General features: G+C 43.6%; 19 protein-coding genes. 15 read left to right on the top strand and 4 right to left on the bottom strand.

Translation table 11 applies throughout. The features are described from left to right. Positions 1–118: 118 nt before the first annotated feature. Together H9647_RS13545 and H9647_RS13540 are read right to left on the bottom strand one after the other, a co-directional pair. The gene (locus H9647_RS13545) at positions 119–1,057 is read right to left on the bottom strand and encodes a dihydroorotate dehydrogenase (protein ID WP_191800746.1); all 939 of its coding nucleotides are present in this window, start codon (positions 1,055–1,057) and stop codon (positions 119–121) included. Next, the gene (locus H9647_RS13540) at positions 1,054–1,746 is read right to left on the bottom strand and encodes a dihydroorotate dehydrogenase electron transfer subunit (RefSeq protein WP_191800744.1); all 693 of its coding nucleotides are present in this window, start codon (positions 1,744–1,746) and stop codon (positions 1,054–1,056) included. Before H9647_RS13540 ends, H9647_RS13545 begins: the two co-directional genes overlap by 4 nt. 247 nt (positions 1,747–1,993) lie before the next feature. On the opposite strand from H9647_RS13540, the gene uxaC reads away from it, so the two are divergent. From uxaC to H9647_RS13520, 4 genes are all read left to right on the top strand, one after another. Further along, complete coding sequence (gene uxaC / locus H9647_RS13535) at positions 1,994–3,427, top strand: glucuronate isomerase (RefSeq protein WP_191800742.1); 1,434 nt, start codon at positions 1,994–1,996, stop codon at positions 3,425–3,427. A 248-nt stretch (positions 3,428–3,675) separates the two neighbouring features. Beyond that, positions 3,676–4,233, top strand: a complete 558-nt coding sequence (locus H9647_RS13530) for a MarR family winged helix-turn-helix transcriptional regulator (protein ID WP_191800740.1) — start codon at positions 3,676–3,678, stop codon at positions 4,231–4,233. Beyond that, on the top strand, positions 4,227–5,954 hold the full coding sequence (locus H9647_RS13525) for an ABC transporter ATP-binding protein (protein WP_191800738.1): 1,728 nt from the start codon (positions 4,227–4,229) through the stop codon (positions 5,952–5,954). The genes H9647_RS13530 and H9647_RS13525 overlap by 7 nt, the downstream gene beginning before the upstream one ends. Then, complete coding sequence (locus tag H9647_RS13520) at positions 5,951–7,804, top strand: ABC transporter ATP-binding protein (RefSeq protein ID WP_191800736.1); 1,854 nt, start codon at positions 5,951–5,953, stop codon at positions 7,802–7,804. Before H9647_RS13525 ends, H9647_RS13520 begins: the two co-directional genes overlap by 4 nt. A gap of 92 nt (positions 7,805–7,896) precedes the next feature. Here the strand turns inward: H9647_RS13520 and H9647_RS13515 are convergent, their stop codons facing one another. Continuing rightward, positions 7,897–8,484, bottom strand: a complete 588-nt coding sequence (locus H9647_RS13515) for a hypothetical protein (protein ID WP_191800734.1) — start codon at positions 8,482–8,484, stop codon at positions 7,897–7,899. A 190-nt stretch (positions 8,485–8,674) separates the two neighbouring features. On the opposite strand from H9647_RS13515, the gene H9647_RS13510 reads away from it, so the two are divergent. Next, positions 8,675–9,574, top strand: a complete 900-nt coding sequence (locus H9647_RS13510) for a diacylglycerol/lipid kinase family protein (protein ID WP_191800733.1) — start codon at positions 8,675–8,677, stop codon at positions 9,572–9,574. Between the two features lie 77 nt (positions 9,575–9,651). On the opposite strand, the gene H9647_RS13505 is transcribed toward H9647_RS13510, so the two are convergent. After that, positions 9,652–10,263: a TetR/AcrR family transcriptional regulator gene (locus tag H9647_RS13505; protein WP_191800731.1), complete on the bottom strand. Its 612-nt coding sequence runs from the start codon at positions 10,261–10,263 to the stop codon at positions 9,652–9,654. A gap of 162 nt (positions 10,264–10,425) precedes the next feature. Here H9647_RS13505 and H9647_RS13500 point away from each other — a divergent pair, with 162 nt between their 5' ends. The 10 genes from H9647_RS13500 to H9647_RS13455 all read left to right on the top strand — a co-directional run bounded on the left by H9647_RS13500 (position 10,426) and on the right by H9647_RS13455 (position 21,731). After that, complete coding sequence (locus tag H9647_RS13500) at positions 10,426–12,657, top strand: MMPL family transporter (RefSeq protein WP_191800729.1); 2,232 nt, start codon at positions 10,426–10,428, stop codon at positions 12,655–12,657. 191 nt (positions 12,658–12,848) lie between these two features. After that, positions 12,849–13,799, top strand: coding sequence for a nucleoside hydrolase (locus H9647_RS13495; protein WP_191800727.1), 951 nt, complete (start codon positions 12,849–12,851; stop codon positions 13,797–13,799). 146 nt (positions 13,800–13,945) lie between these two features. After that, positions 13,946–14,665: a hypothetical protein gene (locus tag H9647_RS13490; RefSeq protein ID WP_191800725.1), complete on the top strand. Its 720-nt coding sequence runs from the start codon at positions 13,946–13,948 to the stop codon at positions 14,663–14,665. A gap of 17 nt (positions 14,666–14,682) precedes the next feature. Then, the gene (locus H9647_RS13485) at positions 14,683–15,423 is read left to right on the top strand and encodes an HAD family hydrolase (protein WP_191800723.1); all 741 of its coding nucleotides are present in this window, start codon (positions 14,683–14,685) and stop codon (positions 15,421–15,423) included. A gap of 280 nt (positions 15,424–15,703) precedes the next feature. Beyond that, positions 15,704–16,180 carry a Dps family protein gene (locus tag H9647_RS13480; RefSeq protein ID WP_191800721.1) on the top strand — a complete coding sequence of 159 codons (477 nt, stop codon included), beginning with the start codon at positions 15,704–15,706 and terminating at the stop codon, positions 16,178–16,180. A 156-nt stretch (positions 16,181–16,336) separates the two neighbouring features. Continuing rightward, positions 16,337–17,518: a nitric oxide synthase oxygenase gene (locus H9647_RS13475; protein ID WP_191800719.1), complete on the top strand. Its 1,182-nt coding sequence runs from the start codon at positions 16,337–16,339 to the stop codon at positions 17,516–17,518. A 390-nt stretch (positions 17,519–17,908) separates the two neighbouring features. Then, a complete protein-coding gene (locus tag H9647_RS13470; protein WP_225229276.1) occupies positions 17,909–19,063 on the top strand; it encodes an ABC transporter ATP-binding protein in 1,155 nt (384 codons plus the stop codon). Next, positions 19,053–19,874, top strand: a complete 822-nt coding sequence (locus H9647_RS13465; protein ID WP_160032636.1) for an ABC transporter permease — start codon at positions 19,053–19,055, stop codon at positions 19,872–19,874. Before H9647_RS13470 ends, H9647_RS13465 begins: the two co-directional genes overlap by 11 nt. Continuing rightward, positions 19,861–20,664, top strand: coding sequence for an ABC transporter permease (locus H9647_RS13460; protein WP_191800717.1), 804 nt, complete (start codon positions 19,861–19,863; stop codon positions 20,662–20,664). The genes H9647_RS13465 and H9647_RS13460 overlap by 14 nt, the downstream gene beginning before the upstream one ends. Next, entirely contained in the window at positions 20,661–21,731 is a 1,071-nt protein-coding gene (locus H9647_RS13455) for an ABC transporter substrate-binding protein (RefSeq protein WP_191800715.1), read from the top strand. The genes H9647_RS13460 and H9647_RS13455 overlap by 4 nt, the downstream gene beginning before the upstream one ends. The last annotated feature ends 48 nt before the right edge of the window (positions 21,732–21,779 follow it).

Here is a 21,779-nt window from a genome sequence, read left to right as displayed (position 1 = left end):
AACACCTCTCTTTCATGTTTATTATAACGCTCTTTGCTAGAAAGGACGCTTTAAACGAAAGAGAGGTTGTATATCAAAATAAAACTTATGTTTCTAGGTCAGATGATTCCAATGTAATCTATGAAATAATGCCGCGAATCTCATCAAGTGACTGGACGCCTTCTTGTTCCATCCAGGCTGTAACCCCTTCTATTAGATCTGGACCTGTACGGAGATTAATAAAATTAGCCGTACCTACCTGTACGGCATCAGCGCCTGCCATAATAAACTCAATAACATCGTCAGCCGTTGTAATTCCGCCCATACCGATAATGGGAAGGGTAACCGCGTGGGCAACTTGATGAACCATACGAAGGGCAATCGGTTTGATAGCAGGACCTGATAATCCGGCATAACCATGCTCGAATACACTTTTGCGCTTGCGTATATCTATTTTCATAGCAGAGATGGTATTGATAAGGGAGAGGGCGTCTGCTCCTTCGTGCTCGCACATGATTGCCATTTCCGCCAAATTCTCAGCACCCGGCGATAACTTTACTATAAGAGGCAGGCTCGTCTTGTTTCGCACTGCACGTACGACATGACGGGCTGCATCGGTCTGAATCCCAAATGCCATTCCGCCTTCTTTTACGTTCGGGCAGGAGATATTCAGTTCAATCATATCGATGGATGAACGGCCAGTATCTTTGCGGATTCTCTGCTCATGTTCTTGAATGAGTTCTGCGCCGGCTCTATAATCCTCAAGTGTTCCGCCGCCGAGGTTCACAATTCGAACGGTATCTAGTGACTGCCAGTAGGCACTTTCTTGTGTAAGAAAAGCATGGATTCCTGGATTCTCAAGGCCGATACTATTCATCATTCCTGCAGCCGTTTCCGCCATACGTGTGCCATTATTACCTTCTTTGGGTTGCAAGGTAAGGCCTTTACCCACAAATCCGCCCAATTTATTGATATCATAGAACCCGCTGTATTCCCGTCCAAAACCAAAGGTTCCGGAAGCCATGACGATGGGATTCTTAAATGAAATACCTGCAATATTACATGAAAGATCAATCATACAAAAGAAACCTCCTCTGCTCGAAAAACAGGGCCGTCCGTACATGTTTTTTTGCGCCCTGTTTTATGTTTCGTACTGCAAGCAAGGCAAGCACCAACACCGCAAGCCATTTTATTCTCTAGAGAAACATAGACATTTGCATCGGTCTGTTCTGCTGCTTGTTTCGCTTGAACTGCTTTTAGCATTCCTTCAGGACCACATGCGATGACATGGTCATAATCAGAAAACGATATGGTGTCCAGAATCGTACCGCCAACATCAACGGTAACGGAGGAAGAGACTTGTTTGAATTCTTCTACGAGATAGGGCTGGTCGCTAAACCCGAGATAGACATCTGCATTCTCATACTGTTTTGCTGCGTAATAAAAAGGTGCAATTCCAATTCCGCCGCCAATCAGCGCAATTTTCCCGCTCAGTTCAGGAAATCCATTGCCAAAAGGTCCTTCCAGCATCAGGTTGTCACCTGCGCGGAGCTGATATAAACGGCGGGTTCCCTCGCCAACAACCAGGTATAGAAAACGGATGCTGTGATCCGTACAATCAAAGATACTAATGGGTCTTGGGAGTAGCGGATAGGTATCCCAGGCTCGAAGCATGTAGAACTGTCCTGGTTTTCCGCCGCGGTCACATTCCACCTCAAGCAGACCCACTTTTTCATTCAGGTGCATATTGGAAATCACTTTTGCCATTAGAGTTCGCCCCTTTGGTACATTTCGATAAACTTTGCATGAAAAACAGAACTTCTTCAATGAGTTAAATCACTAAGCAATTACCTTGCCAAAAATCCATGTAAGTTGGATAAAGATGTTACATAGAAAAAAAGGTTTTGTTAGCGCTGTCAATTTATATTGAATTTTTTGGGAAAACAGTGTAGTTTTAGGTAGTAAGTAAACCAAAATGAACTAAAAGGAACTTATAGGGAGCGTGAAAGGGTAGATGAAGTCTTTTCTGGATGAGCAGTTTTTGTTGACGAACGACACAGCGATTACGTTGTTTGAGAACTATGCTAAGGATATGCCAATCATCGATTATCACTGTCACTTAAGTCCTAAGGAAATTTACGAGAATAAAACCTTCCGTAATCTGACGGAGGCTTGGCTATATGGAGACCATTATAAATGGCGGCTGCTTCGTGCGAATGGAGTAGAAGAGAAATACATAACCGGCGATGAAAGTGTCAGCGACTACGACCGGTTTATGGCCTGGGCTAGAACCGTACCACTGGCGATTGGGAACCCGGTCTATGCATGGTCACATCTAGAGCTGCAAAGATACTTTGGTGTATATGAACTAATTAATGAAAAGAATGCACCTGTGATTTGGGAAAAAGTAAATGCCAAACTGAATGGTGAAGGTTTTGGTGCACGTGATCTCATAACCAAATCAAATGTTACCGTGATTTGTACAACAGATGATCCGGCAGATACGCTGGAGTATCACCTTTTAATTAAAGAGATTCCGGGCTTCGATACCGAAGTGTTACCCTCTTTCCGTCCCGATAAAGGACTCGAGATCAATCGTGATGGCTTCCGTCCCTGGTTAACTCAGCTCGAGCAGGTTGCCAAGCGAAAGATAGAAGACTATGATACCTTCCTTCAAGTAATGGAAGAGAGGGTGGATTTCTTTCACTCTGTAGGAGGACGGGTCTCCGATCATGCGCTTGATTATGTTCCTTATGCAGATACAACGAAAGAAGAGGCAGCTGCTATCTTTGCACAAGCTCGGACGGGCGCAAAGGTCAGCTTGAACGATGAGCAGAAATACAAAACCTATACGCTTGTTTTCCTAGGGAAGTTGTATGCAGCTCGGGGCTGGACCATGCAATTCCATATCAATGCAGCGCGGAATAACAATACAAGAATGTACCATCTGCTTGGACCGGATACGGGATATGACTCGATCAATGACAGCCTGGTCGCAGGTCCGCTTGTAAAGCTCTTGGATTCTCTTGCAATCGAAGACGCACTGCCAAGAACCATCCTCTATTCACTTAATTCGAGGGATAATGAGGTGCTGGCTGCGATTACGGGAAGTTTTCAAGGGGACGGTATTCCAGGCAAGATCCAGCTCGGATCTGCATGGTGGTTTAATGATACCAAAGACGGAATGCTTGCTCAGATGAAAGCACTCGCGAATGCGGGACTCATTAGCCGATTTGTTGGGATGCTCACGGATTCAAGGAGTTTCCTTTCGTATCCAAGACATGAATATTTCCGCAGGTTAGTGTGTAATCTGCTTGGAGAATGGGTAGAGCAAGGAGAAGTTCCCCACGATATGGAGCTGCTCGGAAATATTGTAAAGGATATTTCATATCGAAATGCAAGGCAGTATTTTGAGTTCAGTTCCCAGGTGTCTACAGCTAGGGAATAGTAGGGATATGAGGGAAGCGATGGCGACTATGCCATCGCTTTTCTTTTGTATCTAAGGGGCTTAGAAGAGCTTCATAAAAATAAGCAGTAAGGGGGATTTTATTCTGTAATAGAGACGAGTTGACATTCCTGATAACGGGGAATATAATTTGCTTGCTTGAAGTTAATTAGGATACCTAACAATTTAGGGTTATGATTAATTTCAGAAGGATATAAGGGTATTCGGTTGTAAAGGAGGGGTTTACAAAAATGAATGAAGATACAACGGTACAAAGTTTGCTCTATACGTTTATGAAGTTTAATCGGGGGATATGGAAACAACGAAAGACGGAAGGACGTAACCCCAGCGAAATTATGCTTTTAACAGCGTTGATTAGAGGTACGGAGACAGAGCGAGATCCTGCCTCCGTTGTATGTAAAATCAGCGAATATATGGAGAAGGGACCCACGACGAAGGAGCAGATCGAGGGGATGAAGGCATCTGAAATCAGCAATCTTCTTCGTGTGAAATCTCCTACAATTACACCAGTAATCAGGACCCTGGAAGAAGCAGGTCTAGTGGAGCGGAAAGTGGATCCGGATGATCGGAGGGTAGTCCGCATCAAGATTACAGAGGCGGGACAACAAGTAGTCAGAGAAGTTCACAAAGAAATGATGACTACCATGCACGGACTTGTGGAGTACCTTGGAGAAGAGGATACGAAGCAGCTTACCTTGCTCCTGAATCGGGTTCATGAGTACCATGACATGGTCCGAGAAGAAAAGGAAGAACGAAAGAGAAAAGAAGGAAGTGAAAAACCATGCTGAAACTTTTAAGGATGCTGAATGTTTACAAACTTCCAGTGATCCTTGTCATTATCTTTGTATTTTTACAGTCGATGTCTGATCTATACTTACCTACATTGATGTCAAAGATAGTGAATATAGGGATACAGAATAACGACGTTCCTTATATCTGGAGTGTAGGGAGAACGATGCTGTTTATTGCTCTACTTGGAGCACTATGTTCGATCCTGGTCAGCTTTCTCGCCTCTCAAGTATCTGGGAAGTTTGCACGGGATTTACGCAGCCGAGTGTTTAGACATGTCGAAAATTTCTCGCTGCAGGAATTTGACCAAATTGGAACAGCTTCACTCATCACCCGTACAACGAATGATATTACCCAAGTACAAAATGTGCTGCTCATGATGATGCGAATGATGATTAGTGCTCCCCTAATGTTTATCGGAGGACTCATCATGGCAATCTCGCAGGATGCCAAGCTTTCACTGGTTCTTGTTATATCTCTGCCGATCTTGGCAGGAACAGTAGCGCTTATTGCATTTAAAGGGCTGCCTTTATTTAAGGCGATTCAGAAAAAACTAGACCGATTGAATCTGGTGCTGCGTGAACAGCTTACTGGAATTCGGGTTATCCGTTCTTTTAACCGAGGACATTTTGAAAAAGAACGTTTTAAAGAAGCCAATCAGGATTTAACTCAAACGGCGATTCGAGTGAATAAAATTATGGCTTTTATGATGCCGTCCATGATGCTGATCATGAACTTCACCGTTATTGCGATCATCGGATTTGGCGGCCTTCGTATTGATACCGGAGATATGCAAGTCGGTAATATGATGGCATTTATCCAATATGCAATGCAGATTATGTTTTCATTGATTATGGTCTCCGTGATCTTCGTTATGCTTCCAAGAGCATCGGCTTCTGCTGTCAGAATTAACGAAGTGCTGGAGATGAAACCAGAACTAAAAAATCCAGATACACCTGCAAAACCGAACAAGCTTTATGGAACATTGGAGTTTGATAACGTCTCTTTCAAATATCCAGGTGCTGAAGAATATGCGCTTGAAGGGATCAGTTTTACAGCCAAACCAGGCGAGACAACCGCCATTATTGGCGGTACCGGTTCAGGTAAAACAACGCTGCTCAGTCTCATTCCTCGCTTCTATGAAGTGACGGAGGGCAGTGTGAAGGTAAATGGAGTAGATGTCAGGGAAATGACGCAGGATGATCTACGTTCAAAAATTGGTTATGTACCTCAGAAGGCAATCCTGTTTACGGGAACCATTGCGGATAATCTTCGATATGGTAAGGAAGATGCGACCCAAGAAGAGATCGAGCATGCGGCTTCTGTAGCACAGGCTTCTGATTTTATCAGCGAAATGGAAAATGGATACGATAGCGTAATCGCTCAAGGCGGGAATAACGTTTCTGGCGGCCAGAAGCAGCGCTTGTCCATCGCAAGAGCCTTGGTGCGCAGACCTGAAATTTATGTGTTTGATGACAGTTTCTCGGCACTCGATTTTAAAACGGACAGCCGTTTGAGAGCTGCTTTGAAAGATGAAACTTCCAACTCAACTGTCATTCTTGTCGCCCAGCGCGTGAGTACAGTTCGAGATGCAGACCGGATCCTTGTTATGGATGAAGGAAAAATTGTGGGCAGCGGTACCCACAGAGAACTGTTAGCTAATAACGAAGTCTACCGTGAAATTGTATCCTCACAGTTATCAGAGGAGGAGATCGCATGAGTGAGAAACGTACACCGCCGCCTGCAGGACCGGGGCATCCCGGCGGACATCCAGGCCGAGGTCCTGTAGAGAAGGCAAAAGATTTTAAAGGAACCATGAAACGGCTCGTGAGATATCTGAAGCCAGAGAATAAAATGCTTGTACTCGTCTTTATTATGGCGATTCTGAGCACCGTATTTACCATTGTTGCACCGAAGATCATGGCGCGTGCTACAAACATTTTAGCGGAACCGGCCCTTGCGAAGATGTCTGGACAGTCTGCTATGCCAATTGACTTTACGGCTATCTACCGTATCTTGATGCTGCTGGGCGGACTCTATCTGCTAAGTTCTTTATTCAGCTATGCTCAGCAATATTTAATGTCTGGTGTAGCACAGCGTATCGTATTCCAAATGAGAGAACAGATCAACGTAAAGTTGTCGCGTTTGCCGCTTAAATATTTTGATGGACGCACCCATGGAGAAACACTTAGCCGTGCTACAAATGATGTGGATAACATTAGTAACACCTTGCAGCAAAGCATAACGCAGTTCATCACCTCGCTTGTGACCGTTATCGGGGTTATCGTAATGATGCTGACGATCAGTCCTTTGATGACACTTATTACGTTTCTGACGTTACCGCTTAGTGTCATTGTCGTAACGATGATTGCTAAACGTTCTCAAGGATATTTTGTCGGTCAGCAGAAAAAACTTGGCGAACTGAATGGGCATGTGGAAGAGATGTACACAGGTCATAATGTAGTCAAAGCTTTTGGACGCGAAGAAAGATCCATTCATGATTTTGACGAGATTAATGAGAAGCTGTACCATACGGGCTGGAAGGCTCAGTTTATCTCTGGACTCATTATGCCGCTGATGCAGTTTATTGGAAATCTAGGATATGTATTAATTTGTATCGTAGGCGGGGTTTTAGTCACCAAAGAGAGAATATTAGTGGGAGACATTCTTGCTTTTATCCAGTATTCTCGTCAGTTCACTCAGCCGATTACGCAGCTGGCCAATATCGCCAACGTTATTCAATCTACTGTAGCTTCAGCCGAGCGTGTATTTGAACTGCTCGATGAAGAAGAAGAAGTGAAAGAAGCAGGAAGTAACGTGGCACAGGAAGAGGTTCAAGGCGCAGTTACCTTTGATCATGTGAAGTTTGGATATGAAGACGGACAGACACTCATTTCAGATATGAACCTGGATGTGTTGCCTGGACAAACCGTAGCCATTGTCGGACCTACGGGTGCTGGTAAAACGACGCTGATCAATCTTCTGATGCGCTTCTATGAGATTCAGGACGGAGAAATCCGAATTGACGGGGTTAATATTACAGACATGCCGCGTGGTACTCTCCGTGAAATGTTCGGTATGGTACTGCAGGATACCTGGCTGTTTAATGGTACAATCCGCGACAATATTGCCTACGGCAGAGAAGGAGCAACGGAAGCTGAGATTCGGCAGGCTGCCATTGCTGCCCGGGCCGATCATTTCATTCGTACGCTACCGGATGGTTATGACACCGTGCTGAATGAGGAAGCATCGAATATTTCGCAAGGTCAGAAGCAGCTTCTTACCATCGCTCGTGCGATCTTGGCGGATCCATCGATTCTGATCCTGGATGAAGCAACAAGTTCAGTGGATACGAGAACCGAGATTGCGATCCAGCAAGCAATGAACGAACTGATGAAAGACCGGACTAGCTTTGTTATTGCTCACCGGTTGTCGACCATTCGTGATGCGGATGTGATTCTGGTCATGAATCATGGAGATGTGATTGAAAAAGGAACACATGTTGAATTGCTTGCGCAAGGCGGATTCTACGCTGATCTGTACAACAGTCAGTTCTCTGAAGCTGGCTAAAAACCAAAAAAACACCAATCTCTTTCTGACAGAAGATGCCTGTCTCTGAAAGAAGAGATTGGTGTTTTTTTATCTTTTCATGATGAACTCGGTTATTCCTTAGGTGTCGTATCTGCTGATTCATTCTCAGAATGAGCTTTACTGTCGATAGGGACGGATTCCGTTATTCTGCTGAGAATTTCAGAATCTTTCGGTAGTTCATGTGCTTTCGCTCGGCGTTCTTCCAGAAGCTTCAATGCAACTTGGTAACAGTCTTCTACATGTTTGTTACCGATATAGCGCATTGCTGAGAAACTAAGTACGGCAGACAAAGCTTGACCTGCAAAAGGAACAAATCGTGTCGCTTGTTTCGCTGCCATTCGGACCCCAACTTTTTGGAGCAATTTAATGACCACTTCTCGGGTAACGAGTCTTCCGATCACCGCACTACCCATAGATAGAACGAGTCCATAAAAGGCCGCTTTGGTCTCTGCATCCATCCCCTCTACATCTTCTTTAGCTAATCCGAATTTTTCATTAATAGCAGGAAGCAGCTGCATTAAAATCCCTACGTCGGCAACGACATCGGTTCCCGGGATCGGAATGAGTGAAGTGCTTCCAGAGGCGAATGCCCGCGTCTTTACCATGGACCGACATTGTGTCCTGATTTCTTCCAGTTCTTTATGTGTTGCAGGAATCATAGAGATTGCCTCCTTGGTTAAAGATGTAGTTTTTTATGTTATTACCCTGAACGAAGGTGATAGATAACACCTCTCATCAATAAATTTTGGGATAATTTGGTTCTAGAATGATGTCATGCAATTGTTAACGGCCTGTGTACAGCGGGTAAAGAAAGAGTAAGTACGATAAGAGAAGTAGGAGGGTTGAGTCATGAAGATCACAAAAGCGCTGCTTATACATAATGATGCAGCAGGATCTGCTGCAGGAAGTTTGGTCAGTTCTGCTGTAGCTGTGCTCGCACCTGCCATCAAGGAGCTAGATATCATTCAGACTTCTGGCCCTGGAGACGGTGAGAAGATATGTCTCGAACGGGGAGGTGAGGTAGATGTGGTATTTATTTTAGGCGGGGACGGCACGGTCCACGAATGCATCAACGGGTTAACACAGCTGGATCATCCGCCGGTTGTAGGAGTGCTGCCAGGCGGAACATGTAATGACTTTGTGAGATCACTTGGAATGCCGGTGGACGTTACGCAGTCTGCTCGTATGATGCTTGAAGGAAGAATCATCGATATTGATCTGGGGTTTGCTAACGGGCGAGTATTCACTAACTTTTTTGGGGTAGGTCTCATTACGGATACATCTGTAAATATCGATTCAAACTTAAAAAATTCACTGGGCAAGCTAAGTTACTTTATTAGTACACTGCAAACGATCCGCTCAGCAGTACCCTTTGCTTTTGAGATGGAGGCTGATGGCAAGCTGATTCAAGATGAAGCAGTGATGATTTATATCGCAAACGGCCGATCGCTTGGATCGAGTGCACTTCCTTTTGCCCAAGATGCACTGATGGATGGCCAGTTTGATGTTCTAATTATTCGCCAGACGGGATTGCCGCTTCTAAAGGAATTGTTAGCACGTAAACCAGAAGGAGAGTGGCAGCCGAAGAATGACAGTATACTCTACTACAAAGCCCGGAATATCAAGCTTCGAACCGATGAAGAGAAACAGGCAGATACAGATGGAGAGGTGTATCTTAGTACCCCTGTGCAAATCTCCGTTCTTGATCATAAGCTGACTTTTTTAGTGGGCGGTCCGGATGCCATATAGAGATGTAGTGATCTTATATATAAAAAAAAGCCCTTACGGGCCTTTTTAAATGAAACTTGAAAAAAGTCTAGATACTTTTAAGAACCTGCACCTTGCCAGAATAATTCAACTAGTTCTTCTGCAAGCTCTCTCGGACCGGCATATTTACTCGTAATATCCTCACGATTACCTAGCATGAGCAGGGCGGAAAAAGCCTGAGCAAGTAGGAGGGGATTCTTCTGTCTAATAACTCCTGATTGGAATTCACGCTCAAAATGATCCGCTAAAAGCTGATGAATGGCACGCTCGCCATCTCTAATCTCTTGGATCTGTTCATGGCTGAGAAAAGTTTCTGCTTCGCGAAGGATCGTTTCCATTTCCGCATGAGGTGTAGCAATTTTGGCTTCCGCAATAAAGAGAAGGCCTTCTTTCAAAGAATCTGCTTTCATCAAACAGTTGTGTGTTTGTTCGTAACCGCGCCGTAGCATACTGGTGACAGCAATCTTGAACAGTTCTGGCTTACTGGTGAAGTGATAGTATATGGAGGCTTTTGTAACATTACATAGCTTCGCAATCTGCTGCAGAGACACGGGTTCATAACCGTTCTCCATAAACAGCCTTGAGGCTGTTCCTAGAATCACATCATAGGTGGACGTTTCATCCGAAGTTTGTTTAGGACGTCCGGGTGAACGAGGTGGTTGTTTAGTCATCATGATTCCTCCTGATGAGCAGTATAAGTGAATCCATCGCCAATTTCAAAAATAGTTGTTGATAATTAACCTACCGGTATATATAATTACTTCTAGATTGTATTATGACCTGCGGTTCATTTCAATAAAAACATTAAAAAAATGAAGGATGTGACTGGAACAATGCAAGAAAAAGAACCCGGTGGATATGGAAAATGGGTTGCTGGTAAAAAGACGAAATGGATCACCGTTCTGGTGTGGGTCATCTTGGCCGTTGTTTTAAACCTCATTTGGCCTGCTGTTGGTGAACAGGAAAATAACAATGCAGCCAATCTGAAAGAGAATGAACCTTCCGTAATTGCGCAAATGGTAGCAGATCGGGAGTTTCCGAATGATTCAGGAATACCTGCTTTGATCGTTATTCATAAAGAGTCAGGACTTGGTACAGAAGATCTGACGAAGCTGCAAGAACTAACTCTTCAGCTGGAGGAGAACCCTGTTCCTCATCAAACAGCTGTTATCCCTCTACATAAATTACCGCCGCCGGCGCTGTCTGCACAGTTGTCTGAAGATGGAAGCACACTAGTGCTGCCTGTGTTTTTTGAAGACGAGGCGGATGCCGAAGAACTAGGGCAAGGCCTTGATGGAATCAAGTCCAGTATGACTTCTATATTTGGAACGAATCCATTTGATGCTGAAATAGATAGTGGAGATGAGCTTAGTGCTCGTGTAACAGGTCCTGCCGGTATCTCGGTAGATGCGACCGGATTGTTTGAGAATGCGGACGTATCGCTTCTCATCGGCACTGTGCTGCTTGTACTTATCTTCTTGCTTCTTATTTATCGCTCACCACTGCTTGCTGTTATTCCTATTGTAGCCGTTGGATTTGCGTACATTGTGACAAGTCCCATCTTAGGATTTCTAGCAAAACAAGGAGTCATTACCGTTGATTCACAGTCCATTTCAATTATGACGGTTCTGCTTTTTGGAGCAGGTACTGATTATTGTCTATTTATGATTTCTAAATTCCGTCAGATTTTATGGAATGAAGAAGATAAACGCAAAGCATTATTCCAGGCGATTACAAGTTCTTCGGGCGCAATCGCGATGAGTGGATTTACCGTGGTTATTTCACTTTTCGCCCTTCTGCTTGCTGAATATGGAGCTTATGAGCGCTTTGCTGTTCCATTTAGTTTATCCATTCTTATAATGTTTATTGCGAGCCTTACGTTGGTTCCTGCATTTCTGGCCATCTTCGGCCGTGCATCCTTCTATCCGTTTGTACCAAGAACAGCGGAGATGCAGGCAGAGCGTGCCCGTAAAAAAGGGAAGCCGGTACCGGCTCCACGTAAGAAAAAAGAAAGCTGGATCGGTAATGTGGTGACGAAGCGTCCTTGGACTGTCATCGTATCCACGATTGTGGTGCTCGGAATTTTAGCTTCCTTTTCACCTCAAATTAAATACACGTATGATCTATTATCTTCTTTCCCTGAAGATGTTCCATCCAGAGAAGGATTTACGGTCATTGGGGAACAATTCTCCGAAGGAGAGCTTGCCCCTGTACAGCTTATGCTGGACACGGAAGGTAAAGATACGGATGTGAAATCGCGTCTGGAAGCACTAGATTATGTAAGTATCGTTTCGGAGCCTGAAGAAGGATCTGTAAATAGCGATATTCTTGCTTATCAGGTGGAACTTGCCATGAATCCATATTCCATCGAAGCAATGCACCATATTCCAGATCTTCGTTCTGAAGCAGAGACTGCTCTTGAGAGTGCAGGTGTGGATGCTTCCGGTGATAAAGTGTGGATTAGCGGTCAAACAGCTACACAGTATGATACGGAACTTGCCGGAAAACATGATTCAAGACTCATTATTCCGGTCGTTGTGGGTCTGATCAGCTTGCTGTTGCTGCTTTACCTGCGTTCTTTGGTGGCGATGGTATATTTGGTTGCTACCGTAATCTTGTCGTATTTCTCGGCACTCGGTCTTGGTTGGCTCATTATTCATTACGGACTCGGTGCAGATGCAATTCAAGGAGCAATTCCGCTATACTCCTTTGTGTTCCTAGTAGCATTAGGTGAAGATTATAATATCTTTATGATCTCGAGCATTTGGCAGAAGAGTAAAACGATGCCGCTGAAACAAGCGATTAAAGAAGGGGTAGGAGAGACCAGTTCTGTCATTACCTCCGCTGGACTCATCCTTGCCGGTACCTTTGCCGTACTTGCTACTTTACCGATTCAAGTACTTGTTCAGTTTGGTATTATTACAGCGATTGGAGTTTTACTTGATACGTTTATTGTGAGACCTTTCCTTGTACCTTCAATTACCATGGTGCTTGGAGAAGTTGCTTTTTGGCCAGGTAAAAGAAAAGTTGCCGCTAAAGAAGAACAAGTTCAAACCTTCCATTAATATTGGATAATAACGATATGAAGGGGTGTGTTAGCAGATATTGAATTTGCTGACATACCTCTTTTTTCTATTTCCTGTTGATTTTCAGAGGAGGAATGGTTGCATTTGCACTTTGTTAAGACTTAAGATGAGAACATATGAGGTAAGGTTTCACACCAAATAGATAAGACTAGCAGGGGGATTTTTCACACATGACAAAGAGAAAAGTATATTTTAATCATGACGGCGGGGTAGATGATCTCGTATCACTGTTTATGCTTCTGCAGATGGATGACGTGGAAGTGACAGGGGTGTCTATTATTCCGGCAGATGGTTATCTGGAACCAGCCACGGATGCAAGTCGTAAAATTATCGATCGTTTCAGCACTTATCAGGTCGAAGTATCGAAATCTAATTCTCGTGGTAAAAATCCGTTTCCTAGCGATTGGCGCATCCATTCTTTTTATGTTGATGCACTTCCTATATTGAATGAATCCGGAACGATGGAAGCTCCATTGTCTGAATTACCTGCACATAAGCATCTTATTGAGACCATACGCAAAACGGAAGAAAAAACAATTCTCGTATTCACCGGACCACTCACAGACCTGTCCCGAGCTCTGGAAGAAGCACCAGAGATTGAAGAGAAGATTGAGAAGCTGGTATGGATGGGAGGAACCTTTGAAAAAGGGAACGTCCAGGAACCAGAGCACGATGGAACGGCAGAATGGAATGTATATTGGGATCCTGAAGCAGCTTACCAAGTTTGGCAGACAGGGATTGAGATTGACCTTGTTGCGCTTGAAAGTACGAACAAAGTACCGCTCACGCCAGCAGTTCGTAATCGGTGGGCCAAAGAACGCTGCTATGAAGGCGTAGACTTCCTTGGTAACTGTTATTCGGGAGTACCTCCGCTTGTATACAGCGAGACTAATTCAACCTATTATTTGTGGGATGTCCTCACCACAGCAGCGCTAGGACGGGAAGAGCTTGTGAAGCGCAAAGTTGTGCAGTGCAGCGTGATTCCAGATGGACCAAGCCAGGGGCGCACCATTTTAGATCCAGCTGGAAAGCCAGTTAATCTTGTCTATGATACCGACCCGGATGCATTTTTCTCTTATCTCACAGAGTTAGCCAAAAAAGCAGCGCCAAAAAGATATTAAGCTCCATCTATAGAAGCAAGGGATTATAAAGAAAAACCTTTGCAATATCAACCACTGCCGTTCATTCAAGTTGCTGCTGAGCGCTTAGAAGAAGGGCAGTGGTTTGTTTATATAGTAAGGTTAGGCGAGGAAGAAGGGATTTACAGATGAATGATAAGCTCGTCCTATGTATTCCAGGACAGTGGAAAGATGAAGAAAAATTGATACGAAAGTTAACAAAAAAGAGTCGCGGCGAATATTCTCTTACCAGTGGGCTTTTGCTGGATACGAAGCGGAACCGTGCTTTTGAAATAAGGATTGAAGAGCAGGATCCAACACTCGCGGAAGCTTTTTATTTATCCTCTAAAGGTGATTTCTCGGACAAGACGATGCAGAAGGTAGAAAAGCATACAAAGGTCGTTTATCTGTCTGGCTATATGGGTTCTGCCGAAGCGGTCCAGCGTATGATTGCTCCTGTACAGATGCTGCTGGCATCCGGGGGAGTTGCTGTCAAAATCGAGAATTCTGATAAAGCATTTACTCCGGAAGAGTGGAGTATGATTGGTGAAGAAGCGCGGCTTGATCAATTGCTGAATACGATGATCAGTTATATGCAGGATGAATATTATTTTTACTCTTGCGGGATGCAAATGTTTGGTTTGCCTGATGTTGCTCTAAGCAAAGAAACAGATCCGGATGCCTCCTTGCAGGTAATGTCCCAGTTTCTGTACCTTATGATGAATGCAAGTGAAGGAACGGAAGATAAGTTAAGTGAGTTCAAATTGTATGGGACCACGTATCAATATCATCATCAGAAAGGTTTTTTTCAAGAAGAGAGCTCTTATATAAACAATCCACACGGCATTTATGTGTTAACTGAGATGTAGTAAGAGGAGGAAACCTTTTGGCTGAGAACGTACAAAAAGCAGTGTTTTTTGATGTCGATGACACACTCTATGATCATTTAACACCACTTCGTGAAGCCTTGCAGGAAGCTCTAGGTTTAGCGGACGATATGCCTTATGAAGATATTTATAACCGTTTCCGTTATTATAGCGATTTGTTATCGGAAGAAAAGAATTTATCTGCTGTACCTGAAGAAGAGGCGTTAGCTGATATGCGCAGACGCCGCTTTATGCTGGCTTTGGCAGAATTCGGGATTTTCCTCGATGAAATAGAAGCAGAAGCTGCCCAGACGGCTTATGTAAATAGACAGTTTCAGATCCAGCCCTTCCCTGGTGCTATGGAACTGATCGAGACACTGACCCATTCAGGAATAAGGGTAGGTCTAATTACGAATGGACCAGCGGAACACCAACAGAAGAAGCTGAAGGCACTCCAAGTGGAACGTCACATTCCGGAGAATATGATCTTTGTATCCGGCGGAGTTGGTTATGCCAAACCTGATGTCAGACTGTTTGAGCATGTAAATACCATCACAAAAACTTCTCCTGAGCACAGTTACTATATAGGCGACTCATGGCGGAATGATGTGGTTGGAGCGATAAAAGCAGGCTGGACCGTACTTTGGTTCAATCACCGGAACGCTGTAGCCGAATCTGACCATCGCCCGCATTTTACAGTTCATAATTATCAAGAAATTGCAGATACCTTGCTTTCCGTAGCTGCACTACAAAAGGTGTGAATTTAAGACATGGAAGAGATATCAGGTGATTCCCTGATATCTCTTCCATGTTTTTTTATATCTAGTTGGGGCATTCTATCCTTGTCAGTGAAAGAAATTCGCTGTTGTTACTGTTCATCAAATCTTCATTAAGTAAATGTGAGGAGTTAGCTTCCCTTTTCAAAAAACCATGCTATAATAATATTAGGATTTAGATTAAGTCTAAATTAAAAGTCTATGACAAGTATCACAATACCAGAATTGTTTTTCACTTACATTTAAAATAAAAGGAGATCTAACGATGACAACTCAAACCAATCAAACAAACCAATCACAAGGTGTACAAAAACTGCATGATGCATTAAATCGACAAATTGCTGGGTGGTCTGTACTATACACGAAACTTCATAACTTCCACTGGTATGTAAAAGGAACTCACTTCTTCACCCTGCACGAGAAATTCGAAGAATTCTATAATGAAGTAACGGGACATATGGATGTTGTAGCAGAACGCTTGCTTGCTATTGGCGGTTCTCCGGTTGCTACACTGAAAGAACATCTGAGTCTTTCTCCAATTCAAGAAGCAACTGACAGCAAAACAGCAGAACAAATGGTTCAAGCTTTGGTTGAAGACTTCACTACTATGGTTGAAGTACTTGAAGAAGGTAAAGAAGCAGCAGAAGAAATTGGCGATGACAGCACGGCTGATATTATGATTGGCAACCAAGAAACTCTGCAAAAACATATTTGGATGCTTAATGCTTTCCTTGGCAAATAATTACCTTTCTTGCGATTAGGTGAATATAAAGTGAACATATGACCCAAAAGATGGTTTTGTATGAACTGGAACCGTATAATGAGACTATTCCATTAGTCCTGCTGAGATTGGGACGAATTCTCTGGTATGACGTGTAGACATGAGGAGATTATCGGTATGACAAATACAAACTATATTTGGGAAGAAGCAAGCACATTTATATACACTTGTTATGAGGAGCTGGGTCTTCGCCGTGAAGCGGCAGAAGCCCGGCTTCTTGACATTCAGCGGGAAATTGAAGATTCAGGGACGTATAGACATACCCTGCAGGAGCTGGAGTACGGGATCAAGCTGGCTTGGCGCAACAGTAACCGTTGTATAGGGCGACTATCGTGGCAATCCATACGGCTTGTAGATGCGAGAGATGTAAGGAACGCAGAGGAAGTTGCGGAGTGTTTATTTCAGCATATCCGTACAGCTACCAATCACGGAAAAGTCATTCCTCTGCTTACTCTTTTTGCCCCAAGAACGCCAGAAGGAGTCGATCCAGTCCGCATTTGGAACCATCAGCTCATTCGTTATGCCGGGTATGAAACGAGCAGCGGCATGGTGGGAGACCCGGCTTCCGTCGCCTTCACCAAACAAGTGATGAAGCTTGGCTGGAAAGGGAAAGGGACCAATTATGATGTGCTTCCGCTCGTCATAGAAATAGCAGGCCATAAGCCTGTGTATGTACCGATTCCGGAAGATCTTGTTATGGAAGTGAAGATAGAGCATCCTGATTATCCTGAGATGGAATTGCTTGGCCTGAGATGGTATGCGGTGCCTATGATTTCGGATATGAGACTAGAGATCGGGGGAATTCAGTATCCGGCAGCTCCTTTTAATGGATGGTATATGGGAACGGAGATCGGAGCTAGAAATCTAGCGGACCCTTTTCGGTATAATCAGCTTCCTGCTGTGGCAAAGGTTATGGGGCTTGAAACCACGAGTGAAGCAAGTTTGTGGCGGGATAAGGCACTCGTGGAGCTGAATGTAGCGGTACTTCATTCTTATCGAAAGAATGGCGTAAGTATGGTGGACCATCACACAGCAGCGAATCAATTGGCAAAGTTCGAAGAGAAGGAAGCAGAGGCCGGAAGAGAAGTGACTGGCAACTGGACCTGGCTTATTCCGCCGATGTCACCGGCAACAACACATATTTTTCATAAGTCATATTCTAATCAAGTGAAGAAGCCAAATTTCTTTCATCAACCAGCACCTTATACGAACAATGGGGATGAAAAAGTTTTGGAAGAAATGCTCGGTCAGAAGAAAGAAAAGAATCCCGTAATTGCTAAATGTCCATTTCATGGATAGAATATTTTATTGTTTTTTGGTAAATTCATAGAATCGTAGGCTAAGTGAATATGAAATGGTACAATAATATATAGAGCAGGGACGAGGGCATCTCGGAGGTTCAATAAACCTTAGGAGATGCTTTTTTGCAGGAGTAAAGACAAATTTTGAAGTTTATAAACCCGCTTTTTATTCCGTTTTTTGGATAGCCGTCTCAATTTTAGCAATAAGCTTGGGATAAAATATCGAAGAAAGAAGTAAACTTCATAGAATGATGAAAAAATGGGTTGCGCAATTAGATGATTTCTATATAATAAGTTGCGACATGTGCCCGAACGGATATGCATTAATATGCTTAAATGAACTAGAAGGCGCAAGGTAATCCCCTGAAAAAGGAGGTTTTTCTATCATATGATAAACCAAGACTCCATTATCCGGTTCGAAAGCGTGACGAAACGATATGATGAGGATGATCCCATCCTTAAATCGGTCAGCTTTGAAATCGAACGCGGTAAATTTTATACGCTGCTGGGTCCATCTGGATGTGGCAAAACTACGATCCTTCGGCTGATTGCAGGCTTTACGGAGCCTTCCGAAGGAAATATTTATTTTAATGGCAAAATTATTAACCGTGTTCCTGCACATGAACGTCAGGTAAACACCGTATTTCAGGACTATGCATTATTTCCACATCTGAATGTATTTGAGAACGTGGCATTTGGTCTGCGAATCAAGAAGATGAAAAATGCAGAGGTCAAGGAAAAGGTGGAAAACGCTCTTCGTTTCGTCAACCTGGCTGGGTATGGGAACCGGGAGATTACTGAAATGTCTGGCGGTCAACGTCAGCGGGTAGCGATTGCTAGAGCGATCGTTAATGAACCAGAGATCATTCTGCTGGACGAGCCTTTGTCTGCGCTTGACCTCAAATTGCGTACAGAAATGCAATATGAGCTTCGTGAACTTCAGCAACGTCTGGGCATTACCTTTATTTTTGTAACTCATGACCAGGAAGAAGCACTTGCTATGTCAGATGAAATCTTCGTACTTAATGAAGGCGTCATTCAGCAAAGTGGAACACCGCTTGATATTTACGATGAACCGATTAACCGATTTGTAGCTGATTTTATCGGAGAATCCAACATTGTTGCAGGCAAGATGAAACAAGATTTCTTAGTTGAGTTTGCAGGGAAGACATATGAGTGTGTTGACCAAGGGCTTAGACCTGACGAACCGATTGAGATTGTAATTCGCCCAGAGGATTTGGAGATCACAACACCTGAGCGAGGAAAACTTCAGGTGAGAGTAGACTCCCAGCTATTCCGCGGCGTGCACTATGAAATCTCAAGTTATGATGATATGGGCAACGAATGGCTTGTACATTCTACAAAGCGCGCTACAGTAGGTGAAAGAATCGGTCTTTATTTTGATCCAGAAGCTATTCATGTTATGCGCTTTGGTGAGACGGAAGAAGAATTTGATAAGCGACTGGAATCATATGAATCTAACCTTGAGGATGCGGAGAAGATTTCGGAGGCTAAGGTTCAAGGGGTAAATCATGAATCGTAGTTTAAAAAACCGCAACTTCTACCTGATCCCCTACATGTTTTGGATCATTTTCTTCGTCGTTGCTCCGATTCTGTTAATTGTGTATTACTCCTTCTTCAATGTAGAAGGTCAATTTACGTTTGAGAATTACGTAAAATTCTTTACACCTGTATATCTGAAAATGACACTCAGCTCATTCTGGTATGCGCTGTTGATTACTGTGTTTGCATTGCTCATTTCGTATCCAACAGCTTATTTACTTACGAAAACGAAACATAAACAGTTATGGTTGTTACTCGTTATTTTGCCGAGTTGGATTAATCTCTTGCTCAAGGCATATGCATTTATTGGTCTGTTTGGCACGTACGGATTTGCCAACGCAATACTCGAAACGATTGGAATCGGTACGCAGCAGATTCTATTTACGGATTTTAGCTTTGTTTTCGTATCCGTATATATCTTTATACCATTTATGATTCTGCCGATCTTTAATGCGCTTGAAGAGCTGAATCCTTCCCTTATCTATGCAGCTCGAGATCTGGGGGCTTCTTCATGGACAACATTCCGGCGTGTTATTTTTCCGCTGACATTAAGCGGAGTACGTTCAGGGATACAGGCTGTATTTATTCCAGCTTTATCGCTGTTTATGATTACAAGACTTATTGCCGGAAACCGGGTAATCACCCTCGGTACCGCAATTGAACAGCATTTCTTAGTAACACAAGATTGGGGAATGGGAGCAACGATCGCCGTCTTCCTCATCATCATAATGATTGCCATCATGTTTATTAGCGGACGTGGAAAGCGGGGTGTACCTCATGGGAAGAAATAGTAAGCTGTCAAATGTATATCTGTTTATTGTTTTTGCCATCCTGTACATGCCGATCTTTTATTTGATCTACTATTCATTCAACAGTGGCGGAACGATGCAGAACTTTGAAGGCTTTACCCTGGAGTGGTACGAGGAAGTATTCGCGGATACGCGGCTGCTGATCATTGTGCTCAATACCTTTGTTATCGCGCTTTTATCTGCGGTAGCTTCCACGATCTTGGGGGTGGCAGGTGCACTAGCTATTCATCAAGTACGCCGGAAGCGCACTAAAAATACGCTGTTGTCTCTAAATAATGTACTCATTGTAAGTCCTGATGTAGTTATCGGTGCTTCATTCCTCATCTTCTTCACGATGCTGGGGATCCAGTTAGGATTTAGCTCGGTGCTCTTATCACATATTGCGTTTAGTGTACCGATTGTCGTGATCATGGTACTGCCTAAGCTGCAAGAGATGAGTCCTACACTTATTGATGCTGCACGTGACCTGGGGGCATCGAGTTGGCAGGTGCTTACCAAAGTTATTTTACCTTTTGTGAAGCCTGGTATTTTTGCTGGTTTCTTTATGGCCCTGACCTATTCACTGGATGATTTCGCGGTTACTTTCTTTGTTACCGGGAATGGATTCTCAACGCTATCGATAGAGATCTACTCGAGAGCAAGACAAGGGGTATCACTGTCCATTAATGCGTTATCGACGCTGTTGTTCTTACTGACCATTATCTTGGTAGTAGGATACTACTTCATTAATACACGCAATAATAAGCTTCAAGGAAAGGGGCTGAGACCATGAAGCAACTGGTACAGACATTTAGTCTTGTGCTGATCGTGGCTTTTGGCCTCATGTATTTTACCTCGGTACTGAACTCTAGTGCAGGATATTCTGGCGGTAACACACTTACCATTTATAACTGGGGAGATTACATTGATCCGGAGCTGATCGCCGAGTTTGAAGAAGAAAGTGGGATGAAGGTTGTTTATCAGACGTTTGACTCCAACGAGGCGATGATGACCAAAATTCAGCAAGGAGGAACGACTTATGATGTCGTGATCCCTTCGGAATATGCAATTAGCAAAATGAAAGAGGAGGATCTGCTGATTCCTCTCGATCATTCGAAGCTCCCGAACCTTAAAAATATCGATAGCAGGTTCATGAACCTTTCTTTCGATGAAGGTAACAAGTATTCGATTCCTTATTTCTGGGGAACAGTAGGGATTGTATATAATCCAGAATTAACTGATCTTACATTTGAGAGTTGGGACGATCTGTGGGACCCGAGTCTGAAGAATCAAATTCTGCTTGTGGACGGAGCTCGTGAAGTCATCGGGATGGGCCTGAACAGTCTTCATTACTCTCTAAATGATACGAACGAAGAGCATCTACAAGAAGCACTCACGAAGTTGTCTAAGCTGACACCTAACGTAAAAGCGATCGTCGGAGATGAGATTAAGATGCTGCTAGCAGGCGAAGAAGGTGCGGTTGGTCTAGTTTGGTCGGGTGATGCTTCGGAGATTATGGATGAGAATGAGAAGCTCGATTTTGTGGTACCGGAAGAAGGCTCGAATCTGTGGTTTGATAACATGGTCATTCCTAAGACAGCGAGCAATATAGAAGGTGCACATCAATTTATCAATTTCATGTTAGATCCAGAGCATGCTGCGCGCAATGCAGAGTATGTTGGTTACTCGACACCTAATGCTGAGGCGCTGAAACTTCTTCCCGAAGAAATTTCAAGTGATGAACGTTTCTATCCGAATGAGGAATTGACGGAAAAGCTCGAGGTTTATGATAACCTTGGCAAACGAATGCTCGCTCATTACAATGATCTGTTCCTTATCTTCAAAATGCACCCGAAGTGAATAGTGGGGATAACCTGTGTATATATAGATAGTCAAAAAACCTTATCC

The organism is Paenibacillus gallinarum (assembly GCF_014836635.1).
Classification (GTDB): Bacteria; Bacillota; Bacilli; order Paenibacillales; family Paenibacillaceae; genus Paenibacillus; species Paenibacillus gallinarum.
The sequence above is the reverse complement of the archived record's forward strand: the minus strand, read 5'-3'. Positions and strand labels throughout refer to the sequence as shown.

What these genes read in the sequence shown, in the direction of transcription:
- H9647_RS13530 (WP_191800740.1), top strand. Translation starts at nt 3,676, where the DNA reads ATGAATGAAGATACAACGGTACAAAGTTTGCTCTATACGTTTATGAAG.
- H9647_RS13480 (WP_191800721.1), top strand. Translation starts at nt 15,704, where the DNA reads ATGACAACTCAAACCAATCAAACAAACCAATCACAAGGTGTACAAAAA.
- H9647_RS13490 (WP_191800725.1), top strand. Translation starts at nt 13,946, where the DNA reads ATGAATGATAAGCTCGTCCTATGTATTCCAGGACAGTGGAAAGATGAA.
- H9647_RS13515 (WP_191800734.1), bottom strand. Translation starts at nt 8,484, where the DNA reads ATGATTCCTGCAACACATAAAGAACTGGAAGAAATCAGGACACAATGT.
- H9647_RS13475 (WP_191800719.1), top strand. Translation starts at nt 16,337, where the DNA reads ATGACAAATACAAACTATATTTGGGAAGAAGCAAGCACATTTATATAC.
- H9647_RS13470 (WP_225229276.1), top strand. Translation starts at nt 17,909, where the DNA reads ATGATAAACCAAGACTCCATTATCCGGTTCGAAAGCGTGACGAAACGA.
- H9647_RS13525 (WP_191800738.1), top strand. Translation starts at nt 4,227, where the DNA reads ATGCTGAAACTTTTAAGGATGCTGAATGTTTACAAACTTCCAGTGATC.
- H9647_RS13465 (WP_160032636.1), top strand. Translation starts at nt 19,053, where the DNA reads ATGAATCGTAGTTTAAAAAACCGCAACTTCTACCTGATCCCCTACATG.
- H9647_RS13510 (WP_191800733.1), top strand. Translation starts at nt 8,675, where the DNA reads ATGAAGATCACAAAAGCGCTGCTTATACATAATGATGCAGCAGGATCT.
- H9647_RS13505 (WP_191800731.1), bottom strand. Translation starts at nt 10,263, where the DNA reads ATGACTAAACAACCACCTCGTTCACCCGGACGTCCTAAACAAACTTCG.
- H9647_RS13495 (WP_191800727.1), top strand. Translation starts at nt 12,849, where the DNA reads ATGACAAAGAGAAAAGTATATTTTAATCATGACGGCGGGGTAGATGAT.
- H9647_RS13545 (WP_191800746.1), bottom strand. Translation starts at nt 1,057, where the DNA reads ATGATTGATCTTTCATGTAATATTGCAGGTATTTCATTTAAGAATCCC.
- H9647_RS13500 (WP_191800729.1), top strand. Translation starts at nt 10,426, where the DNA reads ATGCAAGAAAAAGAACCCGGTGGATATGGAAAATGGGTTGCTGGTAAA.
- H9647_RS13540 (WP_191800744.1), bottom strand. Translation starts at nt 1,746, where the DNA reads ATGGCAAAAGTGATTTCCAATATGCACCTGAATGAAAAAGTGGGTCTG.
- H9647_RS13520 (WP_191800736.1), top strand. Translation starts at nt 5,951, where the DNA reads ATGAGTGAGAAACGTACACCGCCGCCTGCAGGACCGGGGCATCCCGGC.
- H9647_RS13460 (WP_191800717.1), top strand. Translation starts at nt 19,861, where the DNA reads ATGGGAAGAAATAGTAAGCTGTCAAATGTATATCTGTTTATTGTTTTT.
- uxaC (WP_191800742.1), top strand. Translation starts at nt 1,994, where the DNA reads ATGAAGTCTTTTCTGGATGAGCAGTTTTTGTTGACGAACGACACAGCG.
- H9647_RS13455 (WP_191800715.1), top strand. Translation starts at nt 20,661, where the DNA reads ATGAAGCAACTGGTACAGACATTTAGTCTTGTGCTGATCGTGGCTTTT.